25 protein-coding genes are annotated in these 25,799 nt (G+C 74.6%); 13 read left to right on the top strand and 12 right to left on the bottom strand.

What is annotated here, in order from left to right:
• The first annotated feature begins 183 nt into the window (after window positions 1-183).
• From LC193_RS18105 to LC193_RS18045, 13 genes are all read left to right on the top strand, one after another.
• Window positions 184-1,089 carry a dihydrodipicolinate synthase family protein gene (locus LC193_RS18105; protein WP_226075523.1) on the top strand — a complete coding sequence of 302 codons (906 nt, stop codon included), beginning with the start codon at window positions 184-186 and terminating at the stop codon, window positions 1,087-1,089.
• A gap of 153 nt (window positions 1,090-1,242) precedes the next feature.
• Window positions 1,243-2,244: a proline racemase family protein gene (locus LC193_RS18100; protein ID WP_226075520.1), complete on the top strand. Its 1,002-nt coding sequence runs from the start codon at window positions 1,243-1,245 to the stop codon at window positions 2,242-2,244.
• Between the two features lie 106 nt (window positions 2,245-2,350).
• Window positions 2,351-3,100 (top strand): GntR family transcriptional regulator, encoded by a 750-nt coding sequence (locus LC193_RS18095; RefSeq protein WP_226075517.1) that lies wholly within the window; start codon window positions 2,351-2,353, stop codon window positions 3,098-3,100.
• The gene (locus LC193_RS18090; protein ID WP_226075514.1) at window positions 3,097-4,257 is read left to right on the top strand and encodes an NAD(P)/FAD-dependent oxidoreductase; all 1,161 of its coding nucleotides are present in this window, start codon (window positions 3,097-3,099) and stop codon (window positions 4,255-4,257) included. Before LC193_RS18095 ends, LC193_RS18090 begins: the two co-directional genes overlap by 4 nt.
• A gap of 6 nt (window positions 4,258-4,263) precedes the next feature.
• Window positions 4,264-4,650: a (2Fe-2S)-binding protein gene (locus tag LC193_RS18085; RefSeq protein WP_226075512.1), complete on the top strand. Its 387-nt coding sequence runs from the start codon at window positions 4,264-4,266 to the stop codon at window positions 4,648-4,650.
• On the top strand, window positions 4,647-6,284 hold the full coding sequence (locus LC193_RS18080; RefSeq protein WP_226075508.1) for an NAD(P)/FAD-dependent oxidoreductase: 1,638 nt from the start codon (window positions 4,647-4,649) through the stop codon (window positions 6,282-6,284). Before LC193_RS18085 ends, LC193_RS18080 begins: the two co-directional genes overlap by 4 nt.
• Window positions 6,281-7,738 carry an aldehyde dehydrogenase family protein gene (locus LC193_RS18075; RefSeq protein ID WP_226075506.1) on the top strand — a complete coding sequence of 486 codons (1,458 nt, stop codon included), beginning with the start codon at window positions 6,281-6,283 and terminating at the stop codon, window positions 7,736-7,738. The genes LC193_RS18080 and LC193_RS18075 overlap by 4 nt, the downstream gene beginning before the upstream one ends.
• A 268-nt stretch (window positions 7,739-8,006) precedes the next feature.
• Window positions 8,007-9,056 carry a LacI family DNA-binding transcriptional regulator gene (locus LC193_RS18070; RefSeq protein WP_404819540.1) on the top strand — a complete coding sequence of 350 codons (1,050 nt, stop codon included), beginning with the start codon at window positions 8,007-8,009 and terminating at the stop codon, window positions 9,054-9,056.
• Between the two features lie 104 nt (window positions 9,057-9,160).
• A complete protein-coding gene (locus LC193_RS18065; protein WP_226075504.1) occupies window positions 9,161-9,925 on the top strand; it encodes an ABC transporter ATP-binding protein in 765 nt (254 codons plus the stop codon).
• The gene (locus LC193_RS18060) at window positions 9,922-12,033 is read left to right on the top strand and encodes an FtsX-like permease family protein (protein ID WP_226075502.1); all 2,112 of its coding nucleotides are present in this window, start codon (window positions 9,922-9,924) and stop codon (window positions 12,031-12,033) included. Before LC193_RS18065 ends, LC193_RS18060 begins: the two co-directional genes overlap by 4 nt.
• A 194-nt stretch (window positions 12,034-12,227) precedes the next feature.
• Window positions 12,228-12,716: a YajQ family cyclic di-GMP-binding protein gene (locus tag LC193_RS18055; protein ID WP_226075500.1), complete on the top strand. Its 489-nt coding sequence runs from the start codon at window positions 12,228-12,230 to the stop codon at window positions 12,714-12,716.
• Window positions 12,717-12,732: 16 nt separating this feature from the next.
• The gene (locus LC193_RS18050; protein ID WP_226075498.1) at window positions 12,733-13,866 is read left to right on the top strand and encodes a magnesium and cobalt transport protein CorA; all 1,134 of its coding nucleotides are present in this window, start codon (window positions 12,733-12,735) and stop codon (window positions 13,864-13,866) included.
• 83 nt (window positions 13,867-13,949) lie between these two features.
• Window positions 13,950-14,576, top strand: coding sequence for a DedA family protein (locus tag LC193_RS18045; protein ID WP_226075495.1), 627 nt, complete (start codon window positions 13,950-13,952; stop codon window positions 14,574-14,576).
• Window positions 14,577-14,642: 66 nt separating this feature from the next.
• Here LC193_RS18045 and LC193_RS18040 read toward each other — a convergent pair whose 3' ends face one another.
• The 12 genes from LC193_RS18040 to LC193_RS17985 all read right to left on the bottom strand — a co-directional run bounded on the left by LC193_RS18040 (window position 14,643) and on the right by LC193_RS17985 (window position 25,616).
• Window positions 14,643-15,050: a YccF domain-containing protein gene (locus LC193_RS18040; protein WP_226075493.1), complete on the bottom strand. Its 408-nt coding sequence runs from the start codon at window positions 15,048-15,050 to the stop codon at window positions 14,643-14,645.
• A gap of 83 nt (window positions 15,051-15,133) precedes the next feature.
• Window positions 15,134-16,000: a zinc metalloprotease HtpX gene (gene htpX / locus LC193_RS18035; RefSeq protein ID WP_226075491.1), complete on the bottom strand. Its 867-nt coding sequence runs from the start codon at window positions 15,998-16,000 to the stop codon at window positions 15,134-15,136.
• 149 nt (window positions 16,001-16,149) lie between these two features.
• Window positions 16,150-17,643 carry an NADH-quinone oxidoreductase subunit N gene (locus LC193_RS18030; RefSeq protein ID WP_226075489.1) on the bottom strand — a complete coding sequence of 498 codons (1,494 nt, stop codon included), beginning with the start codon at window positions 17,641-17,643 and terminating at the stop codon, window positions 16,150-16,152.
• Complete coding sequence (locus tag LC193_RS18025; protein WP_226075488.1) at window positions 17,640-19,178, bottom strand: complex I subunit 4 family protein; 1,539 nt, start codon at window positions 19,176-19,178, stop codon at window positions 17,640-17,642. Before LC193_RS18025 ends, LC193_RS18030 begins: the two co-directional genes overlap by 4 nt.
• 4 nt (window positions 19,179-19,182) lie before the next feature.
• Window positions 19,183-21,090: an NADH-quinone oxidoreductase subunit 5 family protein gene (locus LC193_RS18020; protein WP_226075487.1), complete on the bottom strand. Its 1,908-nt coding sequence runs from the start codon at window positions 21,088-21,090 to the stop codon at window positions 19,183-19,185.
• A 100-nt stretch (window positions 21,091-21,190) separates the two neighbouring features.
• Window positions 21,191-21,601 carry an NADH-quinone oxidoreductase subunit NuoK gene (gene nuoK, locus LC193_RS18015; RefSeq protein WP_226075486.1) on the bottom strand — a complete coding sequence of 137 codons (411 nt, stop codon included), beginning with the start codon at window positions 21,599-21,601 and terminating at the stop codon, window positions 21,191-21,193.
• The gene (locus LC193_RS18010; protein WP_226075485.1) at window positions 21,601-22,164 is read right to left on the bottom strand and encodes an NADH-quinone oxidoreductase subunit J family protein; all 564 of its coding nucleotides are present in this window, start codon (window positions 22,162-22,164) and stop codon (window positions 21,601-21,603) included. Before LC193_RS18010 ends, nuoK begins: the two co-directional genes overlap by 1 nt.
• Window positions 22,161-22,676, bottom strand: a complete 516-nt coding sequence (locus tag LC193_RS18005; protein ID WP_086158912.1) for a NuoI/complex I 23 kDa subunit family protein — start codon at window positions 22,674-22,676, stop codon at window positions 22,161-22,163. The genes LC193_RS18010 and LC193_RS18005 overlap by 4 nt, the downstream gene beginning before the upstream one ends.
• On the bottom strand, window positions 22,673-23,632 hold the full coding sequence (locus tag LC193_RS18000) for a complex I subunit 1/NuoH family protein (RefSeq protein ID WP_226075483.1): 960 nt from the start codon (window positions 23,630-23,632) through the stop codon (window positions 22,673-22,675). Before LC193_RS18000 ends, LC193_RS18005 begins: the two co-directional genes overlap by 4 nt.
• A complete protein-coding gene (locus LC193_RS17995; protein ID WP_226075480.1) occupies window positions 23,633-24,709 on the bottom strand; it encodes an NADH-quinone oxidoreductase subunit C in 1,077 nt (358 codons plus the stop codon).
• Entirely contained in the window at window positions 24,706-25,254 is a 549-nt protein-coding gene (locus tag LC193_RS17990; RefSeq protein WP_226075478.1) for an NADH-quinone oxidoreductase subunit B, read from the bottom strand. Before LC193_RS17990 ends, LC193_RS17995 begins: the two co-directional genes overlap by 4 nt.
• Window positions 25,245-25,616, bottom strand: coding sequence for an NADH-quinone oxidoreductase subunit A (locus tag LC193_RS17985; protein WP_226075476.1), 372 nt, complete (start codon window positions 25,614-25,616; stop codon window positions 25,245-25,247). The genes LC193_RS17990 and LC193_RS17985 overlap by 10 nt, the downstream gene beginning before the upstream one ends.
• Between the last annotated feature and the right edge of the window lie 183 nt (window positions 25,617-25,799).

Genomic DNA, 25,799 nt, shown 5'->3' with positions numbered 1-25,799 from the left:
CCATCCTCCCCGTGGCTCGAATATGTGGCTCAGTAACATGTCACATGCCGCAGGGGCGGGCAATGGGTGCGAGGGGAGGATTTTGCGGCCCGTTCATCCGGACCGCGAATGTGCGCCGCCGGACTATGCAATGTGACATTTTATTGGTAGTCCTAGAGCGGCCCCACCTACGAGGAGATCACCATGACCGCTGCACGGCAGCCCTGGCGCGGCGTCCACGTCGCCACCGCGTTCCCCTTCGACGACGACCTCGCGGCCGACTTCGACGGCTTCGCCGAGCACGTCGCGTGGCTGGCCGAGCAAGGCTGCGACGGCGTGTGCCCGAACGGCTCCCTCGGCGAGTACCAGAGCCTCAGCGACGCCGAACGCGCCCGCGTGGTCGAGACCGCCGTCGCCGCGGCGCCCGAGGGCTTCACGGTGATGCCGGGCGTCGCCGCCTACGGCGTGCTCCAGTCCCGCCGCTGGATCGAGCAGGCCGCCGAGGCCGGCGCCCACTCGGTGCTGCTGCTCCCGCCCAACGCCTACCGCGCCGACGAGCGCACGGTCCTGGCCCACTACCGCGAGGCCGCCAAGGCCGGCCTGCCCGTCGTCGCCTACAACAACCCCTTCGACACCCGCGTCGACCTCACCCCCGCGCTCCTGGCCGAACTGCACGCCGAGGGCCTGATAGTCGCCGTCAAGGAGTTCACCGGCGACGTCCGCCGCGCGTACGAGATCCGCGAACTCGCCCCCGAGCTCGACCTGTTGATCGGCGCCGACGACGTTCTGCTCGAACTCGGCCTGGCCGGTGCCGTCGGCTGGATCGCCGGCTACCCCAACGCCCTGCCGAGCACCAGCATGGAGCTGTACCGGCTCGCCACCTCGGGCGACCCGGCCGACATCTCCCGCGCCCTGACGCTCTACCGCGAGCTGCACCCGCTGCTGCGCTGGGACTCCAAGCCCGAGTTCGTCCAGGCGATCAAGCTGTCCATGGACGTGGCCGGCCGCAAGGGCGGCCCCTGCCGGCCGCCGCGCTCGCCGCTGGTCCCCGAGGCCGAGGCCGCCGTGCGCGCCACCACCGAGGCCGTGCTCGCCGCGGGCCACCGCTGATCCGGCCGCGCCGCCGGGGCGGGCGACGGCGCCGGCCCGGCGGCGCCGTCGGGCACCATGGCACACCGGGACGCCCGCACGGGGGGCCGCGGCGCGAAGACGCACGCGGCACGCACACGGCACGAACGCACACGGCACGCTGAAGGACAGGACATGCGATCGAAACGCGTTTTCCACTCGGTCGAGAGCCACACCGAGGGCATGCCCACCCGCGTCATCACCGGTGGCGTCGGGACCATCCCGGGCAGCACCATGGCCGAACGGCGGCAGTGGTTCATCGACAACAGCGACGACGTGCGCACGCTGCTGATGTACGAGCCGCGCGGGCACGCCGCGATGAGCGGCGCCATCCTCCAGCCGCCCACGCGCCCCGACGCGGACGTCGGCGTGCTGTTCATCGAGGTCTCGGGACTGCTGCCGATGTGCGGCCACGGCACCATCGGGGTGGCCACCGTGCTGGTGGAGACCGGCATGGTGGAGGTCACCGAGCCGGTCACCACCATCCGGCTCGACGTGCCGGCCGGCCTGGTCACCGCCGACGTCGAGGTGGTGAACGGCGCCGCCCGCTCGGTGACCATCCGCAACGTGCCGGCGTTCTCCGCCGCCCTCGACCAGCGCGTCGAGGTGCCCGGCCTGGGCAGCGTCGGCTACGACCTCGCGTTCGGCGGGAACTTCTACGCTCTCGTGCGCCTGGCCGAACTCGGCCTGCCGTTCGAACGGGCGGCGAAGGACGAACTGCTCGCCGCCGGGCTGGCCGTCATGCGCGCCATCAACGCGCAGGACCCGCCGCGGCACCCGGAGCGGCCCGACATCCACGGCTGCCACCACGTCTACCTGGAGGCGCCGGGCTCGACCGCCGCGCACTCCCGGCACGCCATGGCCATCCACCCCGGATGGTTCGACCGCTCGCCATGCGGGACGGGGACCAGCGCCAGAATGGCCCAGCTGCACGCCCGCGGCCTGCTCGGACTCCACCAGGACTTCGTGAACGAGTCGTTCATCGGCAGCCGGTTCACCGGCCGGCTGGTGGCGGAGACCGAGGTCGCCGGGCTGCCCGCCGTGGTCCCCACCATCACCGGGCGGGCCTGGGTCACCGGCACGTCGCAGTTCCACCTCGACCCGGAGGACCCGTTTCCCGCAGGATTCCTGCTGTAGCCCGCGGGGCCGGGCCGTTGCCCGGCCGCCGCGAACCGCCGCACGTGACCGCGCGAGCGGCCGACATCCGCCAGAAGCACGCCGAGAGAACGCCCGAAAAGGTGCCATGACCACTCCCAACTCGTCATCGAACTTCACCGTGCTCAAGAAGCGGGAGAACCTGCGCGAGTCCGTCGCGCACGCCCTGCGCGCGGCGATCGTCTCCGGGGAGATGGAGCCTGGCGTGGTCTACTCGGCGCCGACGCTCAGCGCCCGTTTCGGCGTCTCGGCCACGCCCGTGCGCGAGGCCATGCTCGACCTGGTCAGGGAGGGCATGGTCGCCTCCGTACCGAACAAGGGCTTCCGCGTCACCAAGATCTCCGAGGCGGACCTCGACCACATCACCGAACTGCGGCTGCTCATCGAGCCGCCCACCATCCGGCGGGTGAGCCCGCTGATCCCCGCGGCCGACTTCCCCCGCCTGCGGCGGCTGGCCGACGAGATCGTCGACGCCGCGGAGCAGGCCGACCTGATCCGGTACACGGAGGCCGACCGGCGGTTCCACCTGACGCTGCTCGCCTACAGCGGCAACCCGCGGCTGGTGGACACGATCTCCCAACTGCGGTCGCAGACCAGGCTGCTCGGGCTGGCCTCGCTGGCCGGGAGCGGGGAGCTGCGGGACTCGGCCGAGGAGCACCTGCGGCTGATGGACCTGATCCAGGCCGGCGACGGGGCCGGCGCCGAGGAGCTGATGCGCCGCCACATCGGGCACGTCCGCGGCAAGTGGGCGGGCGACGCCGGCTCGGGCAAGGACACCGGGGACGAGAGGGACGCCGGGGGCGGGGACAGCGCGGGGAGCACGGGGAGGGGCTCGTGACGGCCCGCCCCGACCTGGTCGTGGTCGGCGCCGGCGTGGTCGGCGCGGCCAGCGCCTACTTCGCGACCCTGGCGGGGCTGCGGGTCCTGGTGCTCGACCGCGGCCACGTCGCCGGCGGCACCTCAAGCCGGGGCGAGGGCAACCTGCTGGTCTCCGACAAGGAGGCGGGTCCAGAACTCGATCTCGCGCTGCTGTCCCAGCGGATCTGGCGCGAGGAACTGGGCGAGTTCGGCCCGCTGTGGGAGTTCGACAGCAAGGGCGGCGTCATCGTCGCCGCCACGCCCGCGAGCGCCGAGGCGCTCACCGGACTCACCGAGGGGCAGCGCGCCTTTGGCGTGACCGCGGTCGACCTGGACGCCGCCGAGCTGCCCGACTACGAGCCGTTCCTCTCCCGGGCCATGGTCGCCGGCGCCTACTACCCGCAGGACGCGCAGCTCCAGCCCATGCTCGCCGCGGCCCACCTGCTGCGCCTGGCCCGGCTGCGGGGCGCGGACGTGCGCACGGGCACCGAGGTCACCGGCCTGCTGCGGGACGGCGAGCGGGTCACCGGGGTGCGCACCCCGCGGGGGGACGTGGCCGCGGGCGCCGTCCTGAACGCGGCCGGCCCCTGGGGCGGCGCGTTCGCGGCACTGGCCGGGGTGCGGCTGCCGGTGCTGCCGCGCCGCGGGTTCGTGCTCGTCACCGAGCCGCTGCCGCCGACCGTCAGGCACAAGGTCTACGCGGCCGAGTACGTCGGCGACGTGGCGAGTTCCGACGCGGCGCTCCAGACCTCGCCCGTCGTGGAGGGCACCGAGTCGGGCACCATCCTGATCGGGGCCAGCAGGGAGCGGGTGGGCTTCGACAGCACGCTCTCACCGCACGTGCTGGGCGCCCTGGCGGCCAACGCGCTCGCCCTGTTCCCGTCCCTGGCCGGGGTGCGGGCGCTGCGCGCCTACTGCGGGTTCCGGCCGTACTGCCCCGATCACCTGCCGGTGATCGGGCCCGACCCCAGGGCGCCCGGGCTGTGGCACGCGTGCGGGCACGAGGGCGCGGGGATCGGCCTGGCCGCCGGCACGGGCTGGCTGCTCGCCCAGGCCATGACCGGCGGGAACACCGATCTCGACCTCGGGCCCTTCGCGCCGGAGCGGTTCGACTCCGCGACCACAGGAGAGGGGTGAACTCCCATGCCGTACGCGCATGACCACGAGCACGACCACGACCGGGAAGCCGGTCGCGGCAGCCGCCGGGACCCGGCCGCCGACCGCCTTGAGCTGACCTTCGACGGAACGCCCCTGAGCGCGCGCCCGGGGCAGAGCGTGGGCGCCGCGCTCACCGAGCACGGCATCAGGGCCTGGCGCGGCACCCGCGAGAAGGGCGCGCCGCGCGGCCTCTTCTGCGGCATCGGTGTCTGCTGGGACTGCCTGATCACCGTGGACGGCGTGCCGAACCAGCGCGCCTGCCTGGTGCCCGTCCGCGAGGGCATGGACCTGTCGAGCACCCCGCCGGGGCTGCCGCTCCCGCCGGAGCCGGCTCCCGAGGGCGGGGCGGCGGCGGAAGGGGGCAGGCCGTGACCCCCGCCCCCCGGCCCGCCGGTCCCGTCTTCGACACCGCGGTCGTCGGCGCGGGGCCCGCCGGGCTCGCCGCGGCCGTCGCCGCGGCGGACGCGGGTCTCCGCGTCGCCCTGATCGACGCGGCGGCGCAGACCGGCGGCCAGTTCTGGCGGCACCGGGACGAACGCGCCGCCGCCGAGCGCGCGGGCGGTGCGTCCGCGGCGTCCGCTGCCTCCCCGGCGTTCCCGGCGTTCCCGGCGTTCCCGGCGGACGAGAGCGCGGGGCAGCACGACTGGGCCACGTTCACCCGGCTGCGCGGGCGGCTCGCCCGGCACGTGGGCGCCGGCCGCGTCCACCACCTGCCGCTCCACCAGGTCTGGACGGTCGACCGCGCGGGTGCCGCGCCGTTCACGCTCCGGCTCACCCCCGTGCTGCCCGGACACCCGGACGGCGCGACGCGTGAGGTCGCCGCCCGCGCGCTGATCCTGTGCCCCGGCGGCTACGACCGCCAACTCCCCGTCCCCGGCTGGACGCTGCCCGGCGTGATGGCGGCCGGGGGCGTGCAGGCCCTGCTCAAGGGCCACGGAACGCTCGCCGGGCGCCGCGCGGTGGTGGCCGGCACGGGCCCCTTCCTGCTGCCCGTCGCCACCGGGCTCGCCCGGGCCGGGGCCCGGGTCCTCGCGGTCTGCGAGGCGGCGCGCCCCACCCGCTGGCTGCGCCGACCGCTCGACGCCGCCCGCACGCCGGGCAAGGCCCTGGAGGGCGCGGGCTACGCCGCGGCCCTGCTGCGCCACCGCGTTCCGTACCTGACGCGCACCGCCGTCACCCGCGTGCACGGCGAGGACGAGGTCGACGGCGTCACCCTGGAGCGGATCGACGGCGCGGGCCGGATCGTCCCCGGCCGCGGCCGGCGGCTCGACGCCGACCTCGTCGCGTTCGGCTGGGGCTTCACGCCCTCGCTCGAACTCGTCCTCGCCGTCGGCGCCGGGACCAGGCGGGGCGAGGACGGCTCGCTGGTCGCCGCCGTCGACCGGGTCAGGCGCACCACCGTGCCCGGCGTGTACGTCGCGGGCGAGGCGACGGGCGTGGGCGGCGCGGCCAAGGCCGTGGCCGAGGGCGAACTCGCCGGGCTGACCGCCGCCGTCGACCAGGGGCGCCCCGCCTCCCGCGGCCGGGGACGCGTCCTGCTCGGGCGGATCGCCAGGGCGGAGGCGTTCGCCTCGGCGATGCACCACGCCCACCCGGTGCCCGAGCGCTGGCACGAGTGGCTCACCCGGGACACCGTCGTCTGCCGCTGCGAGGAGGTCACTACGGGCGAATTGCGGGACGTCCAGGACGACCTCGGCGCCGACGACCCGCGCACGGCCAAGATGCTGGCGAGGCCGGGCATGGGCTGGTGCCAGGGCCGGGTGTGCGGGTTCGCGACCGCGTGCCTGCTCGCGTCCCGCGCGGGGCGCCCCGCCGAGGCGGACGACCTGCGTCCGCTCGCCAAGCGGCCCCTGGCCGCGCCCGTTCCGCTCGGCGAACTCGCCGCGCTCGCGCCGCTCGCGCCGCCGGAACCCGCGCCGGGCCCCGCCGCGGAGCAGGCGTCAGGACCGCCCGGCGGCGCAACGGACCCCCCGCGCCCCGGAACCGACCCCGAGGAAGCACCATGACGCACCCGACCACCACCCCCGACGAACTCCAGGCGCTGCTCGCCGGGGCCGCCGCGGCGGCCCCTGACTGGGCCGCGCGCGGCCCGGCCGACCGGGCCAGCGCCCTGACCGCGGTGGCCGACGCCCTCGACGAGCACGCCGGCGCACTGCTGCCGCTCGCCCGGGAGGAGTCCCACCTGCCGGACGGCCGGCTCGCGGGCGAGCTGAAGCGCACCACGTTCCAACTCCGGCTGTTCGCCGCGCTCCTGCGCGACGGCGCCTACCTCGACGCCCGCGTCGACCACGCCGACCCCGACTGGCCCATGGGCGCCCGCCCCGACATCCGCCGCGTGCTGGTGCCGCTTGGTCCTGTGCTCAACTTCGCCGCCGGCAACTTCCCGTTCGCCTTCAGCGTGGCCGGCGGGGACACCGCCGCCGCGCTCGCCGCCGGCTGCCCCGTGCTGGTCAAGGTCCACCCGGGACACCCGCGGCTGTCCGCCCGCACCGGCGAGGTCGTCGCCCTGGCCCTGCGGGACGCCGGGGCGCCCGAGGGCGTGTTCGGCCTGGTCCACGGCGTGGACGAGGGCGTCACCGCGCTGCGCGACCCGCGCGTGAAGGCGGCCTCCTTCACGGGCTCGGTCGCCGGCGGGCGCGCCCTGTTCGACATCGCCTGCTCCCGCCCCGAGCCCATCCCGTTCTACGGCGAACTGGGCAGCGTCAACCCGACCTTCGTGACGCGCGCGGCCGACGCCGCCAGGGCCGAGGAGATCGCCGAGGGCTTCGTCGGCTCCTTCGCGCTGGGCGCGGGCCAGTTCTGCACCAAGCCGGGCGTGCTCGCGGTGCCCGAGGACTCGGCGGTGCTGCGGCGGCTGCGTTCGGCCGCCCTGCCCGGCCCCGCACCCATGCTCTCCGCGCGGTTCGCGGAGGGGTACGCGCGCAGGCTCGGCGAGCTGGCCGGGCACGAGGCGGTCCGCCCGCTGGCCGCGAACGAAAGCGCCCAGGCCGACGCGCCCGCGCCCGCGCTGCTCACGGCGGGCATCGAGGACGTGCTCGCCGGCGGCGGTGAGCTGCTGGCCGAGTGCTTCGGCCCCGCCGCCCTCGTGGTGACCTACGCCGAGGAATCCCAACTCGTGGCCCTGGCGCGCGCGCTCGACGGGCAGCTCACCGCCACCGTCGTCGGCGAGGACGACGACGCGATCGTCCCCGAGCTGGTGCCGCTGCTCGCCGAACGGGCCGGGCGGGTGCTGTGGAACCAGTGGCCCACCGGCGTTTCCGTGACCTACGCCCAGCAGCACGGCGGGCCCTACCCGGCCACCACCGCGCCGACCACCACCTCGGTTGGCACCGCCGCCATCGCCCGCTTCCTGCGCCCCGTCGCCTACCAGGGCTTCCCCGACCACCTGCTGCCCGAGGCGCTGAGGGAGGGGAACCCCCAGGGCCTGCCGCGCCTAGTGGACGGCACGCCCGCGCGGTGACCCCGCGCGGCGCACGGACGGCCTCGGTGGTCCGGCCCGCCGGGGACCGGGTGTCCATGGACGCCAACTCGGCGTCGTAGGTGTGGCCCGCGCCGCACAGCGGCCCTTCCCGCCGCGGCGAGGCTGGTGCGGGGCCGCCGCCTGTCGACGGCTTCGGGAGAAACTTTCCGCCGCTCAGCGGAGAAAGTATCTGGCCCGCGGGCTGCCCGAGTGCCACAATGGCGCCTCCGCCGGACGGAGGAAGGCGATCGTGACGGACGAGCAGCCGCTGGCATCGGGGGCACAGGAAGCGCCGGAAGCGGACGAACGGAACGCGGGCGGGGACCCGCGGCGGCCGGTCACCATCGCGTACATCGCGGAGTCGGCGGGCGTGTCGGTTCCCACCGTGTCGAAGGTGATCAACGGCAGGTCCGGGGTGTCCGACGACACCAGGGCTCGCGTCGAGGAGCTGGTCAACCGGCACGGGTACCGCAAGCCGCCCGGCTCCCGCAACAAGGTCGTGGAGCTCGTCTTCCGCGAGCTGCGGAGCATGTGGGCGGTGGAGATCATCCGCGGTGTCGAGCGGGTGGCGCGCGAACGCCGGGTCGGCGTCATGGTCTCCGAGTTCGGTCTCCACGACTCGAACCCCATGACCATGGACGACACGGTCGGACGCCGCCCGAACTGCGTGCTGTCGGTGGCGCAGCTCTCGGCCGCCGAACGCGAGCAACTGAGCGCGAAGGGCATCCCGTTCGTCGTCTTCGACCCGACCACCGAGCTGCCCGACGACGTCCCGTTCGTGGGCGCGACCAACTGGCGCGGCGGCCACGCGGCCACGCGGCACCTGATCGAGTTGGGCCACCGGCGCATCGCCATGATCAGCGGCCCGGACGAGGTGCTGTGCTGCCGCGCGCGGCTGGCCGGCTACGGCTCGGCCCTGGCCGAGGCCGGCCTCGCGGCGGACCCCGGCCTGGTGACCCGCGTTCCGCTGACCCGCGAGGACGGCCACGCCGCCGCCCGCGCGCTGCTGACCCGCCCCGACCGGCCCACCGCCGTCTTCACCGCGAACGACCTCCAGGCCCTGGGCGTCTACCAGGCCGCGCGGGAGATCGGGCTGAGCGTGCCCGAGGACGTGAGCGTGGTCGGCTTCGACGACCTGCCGGTCGTGGCCTGGGTCGATCCGCCGCTGACGACGGTCCACCAGCCGCTGACCGAAATGGCCGTGGCGGCCACCGAGTTGGCGCTCGCCCTCGGTCGCGGCGAGAAGGCGCCGCAGCTCGGGCTCGAAATCGCGACGACCCTGGTCGTCCGCGACAGCACGGCCCCGCCCAAGGGGTGAACGGGCCTCGCGGACGCCCCGGACGATGAACGCCCGCGGGCGCGTCGCCGGCGGCGGGACGGTAGCGTGCCGTGTCCTGATGGACACACAAGGGGAGGGGCGCGATGCGCGGGCGTGCGGAGAAGACAGAGGTTCGGCGCCGGACCGGCGGGGCTGCCGAGGGGGTGGGTTCCGCCGGGGCGGTCGTCAGGGCGGCCGGGGTGGTCGTCGAGGTGCCGGGGCGGCGCCTCGCGGACGGGCTCGACCTGGAGGTGGGCGCGGGTGAGGCCGTCGCCGTGATGGGGCCGTCGGGCTCGGGCAAGACGACGGTGCTGAACGCGTTGGCCGGCCTTGTGCCCCTGAGCGGCGGCGGCGTGGCGATAGCGGGCGAGCCGATCAGCGAGTTATCCGCGGACCGTGCGGCGGCGCTGCGGCTGGCGCACATCGGCATGGTGTTCCAGTTCGGGGAGCTGATACCGGAGTTGAGTGTGCGGGAGAACGTCGCCCTGCCGGCGCTGTTCGCCGGCCGGGGCGATGCCACCGGGCGTGCCGACGCGTTGCTCGACCTGGTCGGCCTTGCCGGGTACGGCGCCCGGGCGCCCGAGGAGTTGTCCGGTGGCGAGGCGCAGCGGGTGGCCATCGCGCGGGCGCTGGTGTGCGGCCCGCGCGTGGTGCTGGCCGACGAGCCGACCGGCGCGCTGGACGAGGACAACGCCCGGCGGGTCACGGACGTTCTGCTGCGGTCCTGCCGCGAACAGGGCACGGCGCTGCTCGTCGCGACCCACGACGCGGCGGTGGCCGCCGCGATGGACCGCACCCTGCTGCTGCGCGGCGGTCGCCTGCACCCGCGGGCCTCGACGGCCGCGTCGGGGGCGGGAGAAGGCCGGTGAACGCGACGGCGACGACGTGGCGGCTGGCCCTGCGGCTGGTCCGCTCCCCCCATCCGCGGCAGCGGCTGCGCGTGGTCCTGCTGGGCACGACGGCGGCCGTGGTCGCGGTCACCGCGCTGTTCACCGCCGGCCTGCTGCACATGCTGGGCGAGGAGCGGCAGCGCTTCGAGGCCAGGACGATGGAGTTGACCACTTCCGCCGAGGAGGCGGTGCTGCGCGTCGACCGACACACTGACAGCTGGGGCACGACGAGCTATCCGGTGGTGTGGTTCGACCCGGTGGACGAAACCGACCCCCGGGCGCTGCCCCCCGGCCTGGCCTCCTGGCCCGAGCCCGGCGGCTGGGCCGTCTCCCCAGGACTCGCCGAACTGGCCGAACAGCACCCGGAGTTGGCGGAACGTTTCCCGAACGCCCGGGTCCTCACCGACGAGGGGGTACGGCATCCGGGAGAGCTGCTGGCCTACCGGCTCATGCCCGAGGACGGGGCCATGGGCGCCGTCCCGGTCACCGGGTTCGGCCGCGGCCTCATGACGATCGGCGAGGACACCGAACTGGACCTCACCGGCCTGACCCTGGCCATCAGCGCCCTGATCGTCCTTCCCCTGGTGCTGCTGGCCGCGACCGCGGCCGCCGTGTCGGCGCCGCCGCGCGCCCACCGGCTCGCGCTGCTGCGCGCCCTGGGCGTTCCGCGCCGCCGCCGCCGACGCCTGGTCGTCGCGGAGGCCGCGTTCATCGTCCTGCCGGGCCTGGCCCTGGGCGGCCTGGTCTGGGCCCTGGCAGGCCCGCGGGTCACCGCTCTCCCGGTGGTCGACCGGCCGGTGGCCGACGGGGCGCTCGTCCCGCCCTTGTGGTCCTTCACCGCCGTCCTGGCCGTTCTCGCCGTGCTGTTCGCGCTCCTGGCGGTGGCGGGTGAGAGGCGGCGGCGCCCCGGGGAGCACGCCGCGACGCCCCGGCCGCGAGCCGGACGGCCGCGCCTGGCGCTGGCGCGCACCGCGCCCGTCGCCGCCGGCCTCGCCCTGCTGGCCGCCGCCTTCTTCCGCGACGGCACCTCATCGACCACCACCACCCTGGCGGGCGCGATCCTGCTGGCGGCCGGCGTTCCCCTGGCCCTGCCGGTGATCGCGCGCCGGGCCGGGGAACGCATCGCGCGCGGCGCCACCGCGCCCGCCCGCATGCTCGCGGGGCGGCGCCTCCAGTACGACCCCCGCTCGGCCGTCCGCCCCCTGTACGGGATCGCCGCCCTGCTGGTGCTGAGTCCCGTCATCGCCGCCTGGTCCACCACGGTGCGGCAACTCGACCCGCCCGTTCCGCCCGACCCCACCGCCGAGGCCGTCGAAGTGCGCGGAGCGGTGGAGCACGCCGACGTGGACGCCCTGCTGCGGGACCTCCCCGGCGCCGTCGCCGCGCCACTGACCCACACCGACACCGGGGCCCTGCACCTGGCCGCCGGCTGCCCGCAGCTCGCCCGGCTGCTCGAACGCCCCGCGTGCGCGGCCGGAGGAGACCTGCTGCCGGAAGCCGATCAGCGGATCAAACGGCTCCTCGGGCACGGCTCCTCCTCCCTCCCCCTCGTCCGCGAGGAGGCGAAGGAGCCGACGTCCCGCGATTCCCTGCTGGTCATCGCACCGCGCGACCCGGACTTCGAGCCCGACGTCCGCGCCGCCGCGCTCGCCCAGCCCGCCGCCCTCTCCGTCACCTCGGAGACCGACCGGCAGCCCGAGGAACCCGCGCTCGTCGCCTGGATCTTCGGCGGCGTGACGCTGTTCGGCGCGCTGGTGTTCCTGCTGCTGTCCGTCGGCCTGATCGACCGTTCCGCCGCCGGCCGGCGCGACGGCCGGCTGCTGAGCGCGTTCGGCGTGACCCCCCGGGGCATACGCGGCATCAACGCCCGGGAGTTCCTGCTCGGTTACGCGATCGTCGCCGGCACAGGACTCGCCGCGGGCATCGTGGCGACGGCCGCCTGGAACGCGGCCAACCCCACGCTCGCCTACCCCGCCGCCTTCACCGCGCTGACGGCCCTGGCCGTCGCCGCCCTGGCCTGCGTCGGCCTGCTCGGTGTCCGGCTCACCCACCGGGACGCCTCCCCCGCAGGGGACCGGCCCGCGTGACGCCGGGCGGCGGAGGCGGATGAGGCCAGGTCAGGGGCGCGCCCCGGTCGGCCCCTCCCGGGGCGAGCGTGGCTCCGCCCGTCCCTGACAACGGCCTCTGGCCTGCGGAAACGCGGCCGGGGGCCGTTCTCGTTGTTAGGCTGTCGGCCGACCCAGCCCGTGCGTTCCACTATCGGTGAGGAGCCTGACACACCATGGCCGACTCCAGTTTCGACATCGTCTCGAAGGTCGACCGGCAGGAGGTCGACAACGCGCTCAACCAGGCCGCCAAGGAAATCTCCCAGCGGTACGACTTCCGCGGCGTGGGCGCGTCGATCGCCTGGTCGGGGGAACGGATCGAGATCCGGGCGAACGCGGAGGAGCGCGCGAACGCCGTGCTCGACATCTTCCAGTCCAAGCTGGTCAAGCGGGGCATCTCGCTGAAGGCGCTGGAGACCGGGGAGCCGCAGGCGTCGGGGAAGGAGTTCCGGCTGTACTCCACCGTCAAGGAGGGGATCTCCACCGATGACGCCAAGAAGGTCGCCAAGCTGATCAGGGACGAGGGCCCCAAGGGTGTGAAGGCCCAGGTCCAGGGGGACGAGTTGCGGGTCAGCTCCAAGAGCAGGGACGCGCTCCAGGAAGTGCAGCGCCTGGTGCGCGAGAAGGACTTCGACTTCGCGGTGCAGTTCGTCAACTACCGGTGAGAGCGATGGTGCCCAGATGTCCGTGATCCGTGGCTTCCGCAGGCTGCCGGGCCGCGCCCGGGAGAGTTTCCGGACGCGGCCGGCGCCCGGCCCCGGCGCGGCGGAGCGGGTGGACCTCGCCCACCCCAGGCGTTCGCCGCTGGGCACCGCCGTCGTCAACTGCGCGGTCTACCGCGACGGGGTCCGCCGCGAGGGCCACCACACGGCGGCGGAGGCCATCGGGTACGTCAGGAAGCGGCCGGGGCGCGGGTTCGTGTGGATCGGGCTGCACGAGCCGAGCGAGGAGGAGTTCGCCGGGCTCGCGGAGCTGTTCGGGCTGCACCCGCTGGCCGTCGAGGACGCGGTGCACGCCCATCAGCGGCCGAAGCTTGAGCGGTACGACGGAACGCTGTTCACGGTGCTGAAGACCGTGCGCTACGTCGAGCACGCGCAGCTGACCTCGACGAGCGACGTGGTCGAGACCGGCGAGATCATGGTGTTCACGGGCCGGGACTTCGTGGTCACCGTGCGGCACGGGGGCCACGGTTCGCTCGGGCCGCTGCGGGAGAGCCTTGAGGCCGAGCCCGAGCACCTGGCGAAGGGTCCTTCCGCCGTGCTGCACGCCATCGCCGACCAGGTGGTGGACCACTACCTGGACGTGGCGGCGGCGGTGCGGGACGACATCGACGAGGTGGAGGCACTGGTCTTCTCGGAGGCGGGCCGCCGCCGCTCGGAGCCGGGGCAGATCTACCAGCTCAAGCGCGAGCTGCTTGAGCTGAAGCGGGCGGTCGCCCCGCTGGACCGGCCGCTCCAGTTGCTGTCGGAGACGGCCATGCCCACGATCGACCCGGACATCCGCAGGTACTTCGGGGATGTCGCGGACCACCTGACCCGGGTCTCGGAGCAGATCACGGGCTACGACGCGTTGATCGACTCGATCCTCCAGGCCAACCTGGCGCAGGTGACCGTGGCGCAGAACGAGGACATGCGCAAGATCACCGCCTGGGCCGCGATCATCGCCGTGCCCACCATGGTGTGCGGTGTCTACGGCATGAATTTCGACCACATGCCGGAACTCCGGTGGACCTTCGGCTACCCGCTGGTATTGGCGATCATCCTCACCTCCTGCCTGCTGCTGCACCGGGGATTCCGGCGCAACGGGTGGCTCTGAGGCGCGAAACATGACCAATACCTCACGGGCCCGCGCCGCAGGCCAGGTCCGCACCGCGGGGGTAATTGCCTAGGCTTGACCACGTGGACAACGCGATCCTCCAGGCCATCGAAGGGTTCATCGCCACCCCCTGGGTCTACGTGGCGGTCTTCGTCATCGCAAAGCTCGACGCCTTCTTCCCCGTGGTGCCCAGCGAGACCCTGGTGGTCACCCTGGGGGTCTTCGCGGCTGCCGACGGCATTCCGAATCTGGCTCTCATCATCCTCTTCGCGGCTCTCGGCGCGTTCGCCGGGGACCATATCTCCTACTTCATAGGCCGGAAATCCGGCACCAGGATCTACGCGCGGCTCAAGCCGGGCAGCCGCACGCACAAGGCGTACGACCGCGTCGGCGACATGCTCAAGAAGCGCGGCGGGATCGTGCTGATCGTCGCCCGCTACATCCCGGGCGGGCGCACCGCCGCCACGCTCACGACGGGGGCGACGAAGTACCCGCTGCGCTCGTTCTCGCGGTACGACGCCGTGGCCGCCCTCAGCTGGGCCGTCTATTCGGCGGGCATCGGATACATCGGGGGGCGGGCGTTCGAGCACAATCCGCTGCTCGGCGTGGCCGTGGGACTCGGGCTCGCGGTCACGATCGCGGGCGTGCACGAAGGCATCAGGACGCTGCGGGAACGCCGGGCCGCGGCACGCGCGGAAACGGCCGACTGAGCGCGCGAGCGGCCATTCGCGAACGCGAAAAACCCGCGAGGTGCTCTTCCGCGGGTTCTTCGTGTCTCATCCCCAGCGGTAGTGGGGGTAGGCGTCGGGCGCCGAGGACGGCACGATGCGCCGGCCGAGTGGCATCAGGGAGACCGGGATCATCTTGAAGTGGGCGATGCCGAACGGGATGCCGATGATCGTCAGGCAGAACGCGACGCCCGCGAGGACGTGGCCGATCGTGATCCAGATCCCGGCGACGATGAACCAGATGACGTTCCCGACCCCCGAGGCCAGCCCGGCGTCCGCCCGGTCGGTGACCCGGTTGCCGAACGGCCACAGGGCGTAGCGCGCGATGCGGAAGCACGCGATGCCGAACGGGATGGTGACGACGAGGACGAAGCAGATGAGCCCGGCCAGCGCGTAGCCGAGGGCCATCCACAGCCCGGAGAAGATGAGCCAGATGACATTGAGGAGCGTCTTCACCCCTCCAGCATGGGGCCGCCGCGCCGTCCGGCGCATCCCCCGCGGGCACGAGGGCTCCCCCGAGGTGTCCCGGAGCGGAGCCGTCAGGAACGGCCGCCCGCCATGCGCTCCAGCCGGGTGATGCGCTCCTGCATCGGCGGGTGCGTGGCGAACATGCGGGCCAGGCCCTCGCCGCGCCGGAACGGGTTGGCGATCATCATGTGGCTGGCCGTCTCAAGCTGCGGCTCGGGGCGCAGCGGCAGCCGCTGCGTTCCCGCCTCCAGCTTCCGCAGGGCGCTGGCGAGGGCCAGCGGGTCCCCGGTGAGCCGCGCGCCCGAGGCGTCCGCCTCGTACTCGCGGGAACGGCTGACGGCGAGCCGGATCAGCGAGGCCGCGACGGGGCCGAGGATGAGGATGAGCAGCATGCCGAGGATGCCGGGGCCGCCCTCGTCGTCGTCGCGGCCGAACGGCAGCAGCCACGCGAAGTTGACCAGGAACATGATGACCGAGGCCATGGCGCCGGCCACGGACGAGATGAGGATGTCGCGGTTGTACACGTGGCTCAGCTCGTGGCCGATGACGCCGCGCAGCTCGCGCTCGTCGAGGAGGCGCAGGATGCCCTCGGTGCAGCAGACGGCCGCGTTGCGCGGGTTGCGCCCGGTGGCGAACGCGTTGGGCGCCTCGGTCGGCGAGATGTACAGGCGGGGCATGGGCGCCCTGGCCTGCCCGGCCAGCTCGCGGACCATGCGGTAGAGCTGCGGCGCCTCGAACTCGCTGACCGGCCGGGCGCGCATGGAGCGGAGGGCGATCCGGTCGCTGTTCCAGTAGGCGTAGCCGTTCGTGGCCAGGGCGATCACCAGGGCGATGACCAGCCCGGCGCGGCCGAAGAAGCTGCCGATGACGATGATCAGTGCGGACATGCCGCCCAGCAGTGCGGCGGTTTTCAGTCCGTTGTGCCGGCGGCGGTGCACGGTGTGCCCTCCAGGTTGCGCAGTGTGGGGGTGCCCGGATGGACTCGGTTGTCTGGGTTTCTCCACTAACAGTGGACACTCCCGATGTGCACAACGCCATACGGGAGAAAACCGTTCCCCCGTGTCAGGCGTACCGGCCCCCGCCGCGTCTAAGGGAGAGTGCCCGAGGCGAACGTCAGCACCAGCTGCGGGGCGGCCGACAGGGTGAGCCCCACCGCGGCGGCCACGGCGACGGCCCCGGTGAGCGCCCGCGCGGGCGTCCGCGCCCCCTCCGAGGGAGCGGGCGCCGACGCGGGCGCCGCGGGCCGGAAGAGGAGCGCCGTCCAGCGCAGGTAGTAGTACAGGGCGGCGGCCACGTTGACCGCCATGACCACCGCGAGCACGCCGAGCCCCGCGTCCACGGCCGTCTCGAACACCGCGGCCTTGGCGAACAGGCCGATGACCCCGGGCGGCAGCCCCGCGAGGCACAGCAGGAAGAAGCCGAGGGCGAGCGCGGCGGCCGGCCGGCGTTCCCACAGCCCTCGGTAGTCCTCGATCCGGTGCGCCGGGTGCTCCCGCGCGACGTGCGCGGCGACGGCGAAGGCGCCGAGGTTCACGGCGCCGTACATCAGCGCGTAGGCCACGGTGGCCCCCGCGCCCTCGCCGGTTCCGGCCGCCGCGGCGATCGGCACCAGCAGGTAGCCGGCCTGCCCGACCGAGGACCAGGCCAGGAGCCTGACCGCGCTGTGCGGGGCCCGCGGGTCGGTGCGCACGGCGGCGGCGTTCCCCGCGGTCATGGTGAGCCCGGCGAGCACGGCCACGGCCGGGCCCCACAGGCCGTCGTGGCCGGGGAACGCCCGGGTGGTGACGAGGATGAGCCCGGCGAGGCCCGCGGCCTTGCCGACGACGGAGAGGTAGCCGGCCACGGGCAGCGGCGCGCCGAGGTAGGTCTCCTGCACCCAGAAGTGGAACGGCACGGCCGCCGTCTTGAACGCGAAGCCGACGAGCGTGAGGGCGACCCCGGCGTCCGCGAGGGTGGCGAGCGCGGGGTCGGCGTCCGCGAGCCCGTCGGCGACCTGCGCGAAGAACAGGCCGCCCGAGGCCGCGTACACGAAGCCGATGCCGAGCAGCGTGACGGCGGTCGCGGTCACGGAGGTCAGGAAGAACTTCAGGGCGGCCTCGGCGCCCGTGCCCCTGCGCAGCGCGACCAGCGCGTACGCGGGCAGCGTGGCGACTTCGAGGGCGACGACCAGCGTCGCGAAGTCGCGCGCGGCGGGCAGCAGCGCGGCGCCCGCGGCCGAGGACAGCAGCAGGAACCAGAACTCGCCTGCGGGCATCCGGCCCGCCGCGATCTCGGGCACCGAGATCAGCACGGCGAGGAACGCGCCGCCGAGTACGAGCAGCTGCACCGCGAGCGCGAACCGGTCGGCCTCGTACGCGCACAGCGCCGCGCCGTCGGGCAGGCAGAACGTGGCCCGGTCGCCCGCGCGCAGCGGCAGCAGGGCCAGCGCGGCGAGCGCGAGGCCGCCCGCGGCCGGCCAGACGAGCAGCGTCTTGCGGTCGGCGGGCAGGAACAGGTCGGCGACGAGCACGGCGACGGCGGCGACCGCGGCGATGAGCGGCGGCGCGATGACGGCCCACTCGACGGACTGCACGAGGTTCATCGGACGGCTCCCGGCAGCAGTGCGCGCACCGCGGGTTCTGTGAGGTCGAGCAGCACCGCGGGCCACAGACCGGCCAGCACGGTGAGCGCCGCGAGCGGCGCGAAGGCGGCGTACTCGACGCGGCGTAGGTCGGGCAGCGCGCCGGCGCCCGGCCGGTCGCCCATGCAGACGCGGCGCACGACGATCAGCAGGTAGGCGGCGGTCAGCAGGGTGCCGAACGCGGCGACGGCGAGGTAGGTGAGGAACGCGGGCCTGCTGAGCCCGTCGGCCGGGTGGAACGCGCCGAGCATCGCGAGCAGTTCCCCCCAGAACCCGGCGAGCCCCGGCAGCCCGAGCGAGGCGACGGCGGCGAACGCGAGCAGCCCGCCGAACCGGGGCGCGCGCCCGTACAGCGCGGCGCCGCCCGTTCCTGCGAGCGCGTCGAGGTCGGTGCTGCCGGTGCGTTCCTTCAGCGCGCCGACGAGGAAGAACAGCAGGCCGGTGATGAGGCCGTGGGCGATGTTGGCGAACAGCGCGCCGTTCACGCCGGTGCGGGTGAGGGTGGCGATGCCGAGCAGCACGAAGCCCATGTGGCCGACGGAGGAGTAGGCGATGAGCCGTTTGAGGTCGCCGCCCGCGCCCGCCCTGGCGAGCGCGAGGCACACCAGCGACCCGTACACGATGCCGGTGACGGCGAACGCGCCGAGGTAGGGCGCGAGCGTCTCCATGCCGTCGGGGGCCATGGGCACGGCGATGCGGACCAGCCCGTAGGTGCCCATCTTCAGCAGCACGCCGGCCAGCAGCACGGAGCCGGTGGTGGGCGCGGCGGTGTGGGCGTCGGGCAGCCAGCTGTGCAGCGGCCACATCGGGGTCTTGACGGCGAGCCCGATGCCGATGGCGAGGACGGCGAGCACCTGCGTGCCGTGGCCGATGCCGTCGCCGTGGGCGCGGGCCAGCTCCACCATGTCGAACGTGCCGCCCTGCACGCCGAGGAGCAGCAGGCCGAGGAGCATCACGACGGAGCCGAGCATCGTGTAGAGCACGAAGCGCCACGCGGCCCGCTCCCGCCCCTGGCCGCCCCAGCGGGCGATGAGGAAGTACATGGGGACGAGCACGGTCTCGAAGGCGAGGAAGAACAGCAGCAGGTCGAGCGCGGCGAACGTGGCCAGCGTGCCCGCCTGGAGCAGCAGCAGGAGCGAGACGAACGCGTCGGGGCGCGGTCCGGCCGGCGGCCGGGCGCGGACGTGCAGCGCGCACAGGAACGTGAGCAGCGCGGTCAGCACGATCAGCGGCAGCGAGATGCCGTCGACGCCGAGGTGCAGGCGGACGCCGAGCGCGGGGATCCAGCTGACGTCGGTCTCGGCCTGGATCTCGCCCGGCCGGTCGTGGTCGAACGCGGCGGCCAGCAGCAGCGCGGCGGCCAGCACGGCGCCGGTGACGGCGGTGCCGAGCCACGCGGGGGCGCGCGGCAGCAGGACGGCGGCCGAGCCGAGGAGCGGCAGCACGACGAGGGCGAGCAGGAGCGCCTGCGTCGCGGCGTCGTTCAGCGGGATCACGGCATCACTCTCCGGCTGCGGCGGTCACGGCGGCGACGGCGAGCACGAGTGCGCCCGCGGCCAGCACGCTCAGGTAGGTCTGGACGTTGCCGGTCTGGGCCCTGCGGGTCAGCGCGCCGAGCAGGCTTGGCGCCCCGGCCGCGCCGCGGACGTAGGTCTCGACGACGGCGTGGTCGAGGAAGCGGACGAGCCGGGCGGCTGCCCGGGTGGGGCGCGCGAACGCCGCTGACCAGGCGGCGTCGAGGTGGAAGCCGGCGGCGGCGTGCCGGTGCAGCGGGCCGAGCAGGGCGGGGGCCGGATCGGCCGGGCGCCCGTCCTCGTCGGCGCGGCGCCAGGCGGCCCAGGCGGCGACGCCTCCGGCGAGCGCGGCGCAGGTGGCGAGCGCCGATGTGGCGAGGGTGGGCGCGAGGTCGCCGCCGTCGAGCCAGTCGGGCAGCACCAGGTAGGCGGGCCCCAGGGCCAGGGCGGGCACGGCGAGCAGCCACAGCACGGCGGTGGTCGCGGGCCCGGTCGGCTCGTGGGCGGGCAAGGTTTCCGCGCGGGTGCGGGCCGGGTCGTGGAAGGCGACCAGCCACAGCCTGGCGGCGTAGGCGGCGGTGAGCAGGGCGGTGGCGAGGCCGGCCACGAGCACGGTCCACCCCGCGGCGGCGGGCACGCCGGGCGCGGGGTCGAGCGCGGCGTGCTCGGCGGCGCCGAGGACGGCCTCCTTGGAGAAGAAGCCGGAGAACGGCGGAACGGCGGCCAGCGCGAGCAGGCCGATCGTCATGGCCCAGTAGGCGTCCGGCGCGTGCCGCGCCAGGCCGCGCAGCCGGGCGAGCGCGGTGAGGGAGCCGGTGCCGGCGGCGTGGATGAGGACGCCGGCGGCCAGGAACAGCAGGGCCTTGAACACGCCGTGCGTCAGCAGGTGGAAGACGGCGGCCTCGCGGTCGGCGACGGCGAGCGCGCCGGTCATGAGGCCGAGCTGGCCGATCGTCGAGTGGGCGAGGACGCGTTTGAGGTCGTCCTGGGCGAGGGCGGCGAGCGCGGAGCCGAGCATGGTGAGCGCGGCGACGACGGCGAGGACGAGCAGGGCGGCCTCGGACGCGGCGAACACGGGCAGCAGGCGGGCCACGAAGTAGACGCCGGCGGCGACCATGGTGGCGGCGTGGATGAGCGCGGACACCGGGGTGGGGCCCGCCATGGCGTCGGGCAGCCACGTGTGCAGCGGGACCTGCGCGGACTTGCCCGCGACGCCGGCGAGCAGGAGCAGCGCGATCAGCGTGGGGTGGTCGAGGCCGCCGGGGGCGAGCGGGGAGGTGAGGGCGGTGGTGATGCCGCTGATGCGGAACGTCCCGGCGTCGGCGGCGAGCGCGATGATGCCGATGAGGAACGGGACGTCGCCGAGCTTGGTGACGAGGAACGCCTTGAGGGACGCGGCGCGGGCGGCCGGCGTCTCCCAGTGGTGGCCGATGAGGAAGTACGAGCAGATGCCCATGACCTCCCAGCCGACGAGCAGCACGACGAGGTCGTCGGTGAGGACGACTAGGAGCATCGCGGCGGTGAACAGGGAGACGAGCGCCGCGTAGGAGGGGTAACGGGCGTCCTCGCGCAGGTAGCTGGTCGAGTACAGCTGGACGCAGGTCGCGACGAGGGTCACGAGGACCGCGACGAGGGCGGCGAACCCGTCGATGTTCAGGGCGAGTTCGATGGGCAGCGCGTCGTTGCCCGTGGGGGCGAGGCGGGTGGCGGCCCGGACGGGCTCCTCGTCGGCCTGGCGGGTGGCGACCAGGACGGCGAGCGCGGCGGCGGCCAGCGTGGGGAGGACGGCGAGCGGCCGGACGTAGCCGGGGGCGCGGCGCCCGGTGAGCAGGATGGCGACCGCGGCGGCCAGTGGCAGCAGCGGCACGAGGACGGCGGCGGTTGCGGTGGTCACGGTGTCGTCTCCCGTCGGGCCCGGCGCGGGCGGGGCGCGGCCTTCGTCGTGCGGGGCCCGCGCGGCGGGCGCGGCGGTCGCGTGGCCCGGGCGGCGCGCCTCACGGGGCGGTCTTCTCCGTCGGGTCCCGGCGGCCCCGGCCGGTCGCGGCGTCCGGGCCGTTCGGGCCGTCCGGGTCCTCGGCGGGCCCCGGGGCGGGGCCGGGGGTGTCGCGCAGGTCGCGCAGGCGGTCGACGGCTGAGGTGCCGCGTTCGCGGTACACGAGCAGCACGATGGCCAGGCCGATGCCGATCTCGGCCGCGGCGAGCGCGATGAGGAACAGGGTGAACACCTGCCCCGCGTGCGCCTCGTCGCGCAGCCAGACGTCGAAGGCGACCAGGTTCAGGCTGACGGCGGCGAGCATCAGCTCCACCGACATCAGCAGCAGGATCGCGTTGCGGCGGGCCAGGACGCCGTAGAGGCCGACGCAGAACAGCAGCGCGGAGAGCACGGCGGGGTAGACGAGGTGCATCAGGACTCACCGTCCCGTCGGCGGGAGACGACGATGGCGCCGATGAGCGCGGCGAGCAGCAGCACCGACAGCGCCTCGAACGGCAGCACCCACAGCCGGAACAGGCTCTCGCCGACCGGGCCCGAGGCGCCGTGCGGCGTGTCGAGGTCGATCCACGCGGTGCGGAAGGCGTCGACGACGAGGACCACGAGGGTGGCGGCGGCGGCCAGGGCGACGACGAGCGCGACGGGCCGGTTGCGCGAATCGGCGTCGGGCGAGGGGCCGATGGGCGCCTTGGTGAGCATGAGGCCGAACAGCAGCAGCACCACGACGGACCCGAGGTAGATCAGCACCTGCACCCAGGCCACGAACTCGGCCGTCAGCAGCAGGTACTGCACGGCGAGCCCGCCGAGCGCGACGACCAGCCACAGCGCGGCGTGCACCAACTGCCTGCTCGTGACGCACAGGACGGCGCCGCCGAGGACGACCAGGCCGACGAGGACGAAGACGATCTCCTGCCCCGAGGGCGAGAGGTAGGCGTTGCCCTCCGCCGCGAGTCCCCCGGCCGCGAGAGTGGCGGTCACGCGCCCTCCCGTTCCGCCGCTTTCCTGGCCGCGGCGACCTCCTTGGGCTCCTCGGCCGCGTCGTCGAGCGGCGGCGGCTCGGGCACGGTCCACATCCAGGCCCGCAGCCGGTCGCGTTCGTGGGTGAGGTCGCGGATGTCCGTTTCCGCGTACTCGAACTCGGGCGACCAGAAGAGGGCGTCGAACGGGCAGACCTCGACGCAGATCCCGCAGTACATGCACAGCGAGAAGTCGATGGCGAAACGGTCCAGGACGTTGCGGCTGCGCTCGCGCCCGCCGGGCGCGGCCGGGGGCAGCGTCTCCTTGTGGGAGTCGATGTAGATGCACCAGTCCGGGCACTCGCGCGCGCAGAGCATGCAGACGGTGCAGTTCTCCTCGAACAGCGCGATCACGCCCCGGCTGCGCGGCGGCAGCAGGGGCTGCTCCTCCGGGTACTGCCGGGTGACCGCGCGCCGCGTCATCGTGCGGAACGTGACGGCCAGCCCCTTGGCGAGTCCGGACCCGAAGCTCATGAGGTCACCACCTTGACGACGCCGGTGAGGGCGATCTGGGCGAGGGCGAGCGGGACGAGGACGGTCCACGCGAACCGCTGGATCTGGTCGGCGCGCAGCCGCGGCCAGGCCACGCGCGCCCAGATGACGACGAAGCACAGCGCGGCGGTCTTCAGCAGCATCCACAGCCAGCCGAGCTGGTCGGCGAACGGGCCGTGCCAGCCGCCGAGGAACAGCACCGCGGTCAGCGCCGAGACGACGACGATGCCCGCGTACTCGGCGAGCAGGAAGAACGCGAAGCGCAGGCCGCTGTACTCGGTGTACGCGCCGAAGACGATCTCCTCGGCGGCGACGGGCGCGTCGAACGGCGGCCGTTGCAGCTCCGCGAGGCCCGCGGTGAAGAACACCAGGCCGCCGACGAGCTGCCACGGCAGCCACCACCACTCGAACGCGCCGAGGATGCCGGTGAGGCTGAGCGTTCCGGCGGCCATCGCGACGGAGGCCGCCGACAGCAGCAGCGGCAGCTCGTAGGCCATGAGCTGGGCGGCGGTGCGCAGGCCGCCGAGCAGGGAGTACTTGTTCGCCGAGGCCCAGCCGCCCATCAGCGAGCCGAGGACGCCGACGCCGAGGACGGCGAGCACGAAGAAGATGCCCGCGTCCACGACCTGCCCGACCATGCCGTCGGGGCCGATCGGGATGGCGACGAGCACGATCAGGTAGGGCACGAGCGCGACGGCGGGCGCGAGCTGGAAGATCCGGCGGTCGGCGCCGGCCGGGACGGTGTCCTCCTTCTGCACGAACTTCACGCCGTCGGCGACCAGTTGGGCCCAGCCGTGGAAACCGCCCGCATGCATGGGCCCGACGCGGCCCTGCATGTGGGCCATCACCTTGTGCTCGCCCTGCCCGACGAGCAGGGGCAGCAGCAGGAACGCGAGCAGCACGGCGAGCACGCGCACGGCGACGTCGGCCACGTCCATTCAGTACTCGCCCCCGTCCGCGCCGCTTTCGGTGCTGCCGGTGCTGCCGGTGTCCGGACCGGTGCTCCCGCTGTCGGTGCCGGGGCCCGTGCCCCCACCGTCGGGGCCGGGGCCCGTGCCGTCGTGGGCGCCCGCGTCGTCCGCAGCGTGGCCGGCCGCGCCGTCGTGCGCGGGCCGGACGCCGGACCGCCGCCCGGCGGCGGCCGAACGGCCCGGCGGCTGCCACGGCGCGGAGTCGCCGCGCCGGGCGCCGGGCTCGGGCGAATCGCTCTCCCGCGGCGCGTCGGCCTCGGGCGGCAGCTCGGCCTCGGGGGCCGAGGCCCGCTGGCTCGCGGAACCGCCGCTCGCGGAGCGGTTCCTGCGCGGCCTGGCCGGGCGGGCGGCGCGCCCGCTCCCCGGCGCGCGCTCCGGCGCACCGGGCGGCGCGCCCTCCGGCGCGGGCGCGGGCGTGGCCGCCGCCCCGCCCGCGCCCGAGGCGGAACGCGCGCGGCGGGCGGGCGCCGCGGGCGCGCGGCCCTTGAGCGGACCCCACTCGTTCGGGTCGGGCACGCCGGGCGGCAGCGCCTGCCTGCGCCTGGGCCCGCCGTGCCCCGGCTCGCCCGGCTCCTTGGCGCCGGGCCACGCCTTGGCGACACGGGCCGCGAGCACGAAGTCCTTGCGCAGCGGGTGCCCTTCGAACGCGTCGGGCAGCAGCAGCGGCGCGAGGCCGGGGTGGCCGGGGAAGTCGATCCCGAACATCTCGTGCGTCTCGCGCTCGTGCCAGGCCGCCCCCGCGTACACGCCGGTGGCCGTGGGCAGCGCGGCGGCCTCGTGCGGCACCACCGTGCGCAGCAGCAGCCGGCGCGGCGGCGCGCCGAGGGCGACGACGTGCGCGAGGACGAGGAAGCCGGTCCCCGGCTCGTCGACGGCGCTGAGCCAGTCGAAGAACGTGCAGCCCAGCCCGTCGCGCGCGGCCGTGAGCGCCGCGGTCCAGCCGGCCGCGGGCACGTCGGCGGTCAGGACCCCGTACGCCTCAGCGGCCGTGGCGCCCGCCCCGAACACCTCGGCGGGCTCGCGCGGCAGCCAGCCGGCGGTCACCGGCCGTCCGTTCCGGCGGCGGGCGGCGCGTACCGTTCGGACACGGACTCGTCCGCGATCTTCTGCTGGAGCGCGAGGATGCCCTGGAGCAGCGCCTCGGGGCGCGGCGGGCAGCCGGGCACGTACACGTCGACGGGCACGATCTGGTCGACGCCCTTGGTGACCGCGTACGAGTCCCAGTAGGGCCCGCCGCAGTTGGAGCAGGCCCCGAAGGAGATGACGTACTTCGGTTCCGGCATCTGCTCGTAGAGCCGCTTGACCGCGGGCGCCATCTTGTCGGTGACCGTGCCGGAGACGACCATGAGGTCGGCCTGCCTGGGTCCTGGGGCGAACGGGATGACGCCGAGCCGGATGAAGTCGTGCCGCGACATCGAGGCCGCGATGAACTCGATCGCGCAGCAGGCGAGGCCGAAGTTGAACACCCACAGGCTGTAGCGGCGGCCCCAGTTCAGCACGATCTTCATCGGCTCGGGCGCGAGCCTGGCCAGCGGGCCGAGCCGGGGCCCGGGCTCGCGGGACGCCCCTCCGGCGGGCTTCAGGTCCATGTGAGAACGCCCTTCTTCCACGCGTAGAGCAGGCCGACGGTCAGGAAGCCGAGGAAGACGAACATCTCCACCAGCGTGGCCGCGCCGAAGCCGTCCTCGGCGAAAACGGTGGCCCACGGGAAGAGGAACACCGCGTCGACGGCGAAGATCACGTACAGGAAGGCGTAGAGGTAGTACCGCACCTGCGTGTGGGCCCAGCCCTCGCCCACGGGGTCGACACCGCACTCGTAGACCAGCAGCTTCTCCGGCGTGGGCACCGCGGGCCGCAGCAGGGCCGAGGCCCCGAAGGCCGCCGCGACGAACAGCACGCCGACCACCGCCACGAGGCCGACGACCGCGTAGCCGTGGAAGTAGTCGGGCACGATCGGCCTCCGGCGACCGGGGGGCGGGGCCGTGGAGCGGCCCCGGGAACAAGGGACTGCACGGGAGTCTAGGCGAGCCCCGGCGGGTTGTGACCACTGCGCGGGCGGGGCCGGGCCGTGCGCCGGGCGCGCGGCGGCGGCGCGGGAGCGGAACGGGTGCGCCCGGCGGCGCCGGGGTGGGGT

Source organism: Streptomyces marincola (assembly GCF_020410765.1).
In the GTDB taxonomy this organism is placed as follows: Bacteria; Actinomycetota; Actinomycetes; order Streptomycetales; family Streptomycetaceae; genus Streptomyces; species Streptomyces marincola.
Note: the sequence above shows the minus strand (reverse complement) of the source record. Positions and strands in the feature narration are given on the sequence as shown.

Excerpts from the sequence above, each read along its gene's own strand:
- LC193_RS18105 (WP_226075523.1), top strand. The coding sequence starts at position 184 with ATGACCGCTGCACGGCAGCCCTGGCGCGGCGTCCACGTCGCCACCGCG.
- LC193_RS18100 (WP_226075520.1), top strand. The coding sequence starts at position 1,243 with ATGCGATCGAAACGCGTTTTCCACTCGGTCGAGAGCCACACCGAGGGC.
- LC193_RS18095 (WP_226075517.1), top strand. The coding sequence starts at position 2,351 with ATGACCACTCCCAACTCGTCATCGAACTTCACCGTGCTCAAGAAGCGG.
- LC193_RS18085 (WP_226075512.1), top strand. The coding sequence starts at position 4,264 with ATGCCGTACGCGCATGACCACGAGCACGACCACGACCGGGAAGCCGGT.
- LC193_RS18075 (WP_226075506.1), top strand. The coding sequence starts at position 6,281 with ATGACGCACCCGACCACCACCCCCGACGAACTCCAGGCGCTGCTCGCC.
- LC193_RS18065 (WP_226075504.1), top strand. The coding sequence starts at position 9,161 with ATGCGCGGGCGTGCGGAGAAGACAGAGGTTCGGCGCCGGACCGGCGGG.
- LC193_RS18055 (WP_226075500.1), top strand. The coding sequence starts at position 12,228 with ATGGCCGACTCCAGTTTCGACATCGTCTCGAAGGTCGACCGGCAGGAG.
- LC193_RS18050 (WP_226075498.1), top strand. The coding sequence starts at position 12,733 with ATGTCCGTGATCCGTGGCTTCCGCAGGCTGCCGGGCCGCGCCCGGGAG.
- LC193_RS18030 (WP_226075489.1), bottom strand. The coding sequence starts at position 17,643 with ATGAACCTCGTGCAGTCCGTCGAGTGGGCCGTCATCGCGCCGCCGCTC.
- nuoK (WP_226075486.1), bottom strand. The coding sequence starts at position 21,601 with ATGCACCTCGTCTACCCCGCCGTGCTCTCCGCGCTGCTGTTCTGCGTC.
- LC193_RS18005 (WP_086158912.1), bottom strand. The coding sequence starts at position 22,676 with ATGAGCTTCGGGTCCGGACTCGCCAAGGGGCTGGCCGTCACGTTCCGC.
- LC193_RS18000 (WP_226075483.1), bottom strand. The coding sequence starts at position 23,632 with ATGGACGTGGCCGACGTCGCCGTGCGCGTGCTCGCCGTGCTGCTCGCG.
- LC193_RS17990 (WP_226075478.1), bottom strand. The coding sequence starts at position 25,254 with ATGGACCTGAAGCCCGCCGGAGGGGCGTCCCGCGAGCCCGGGCCCCGG.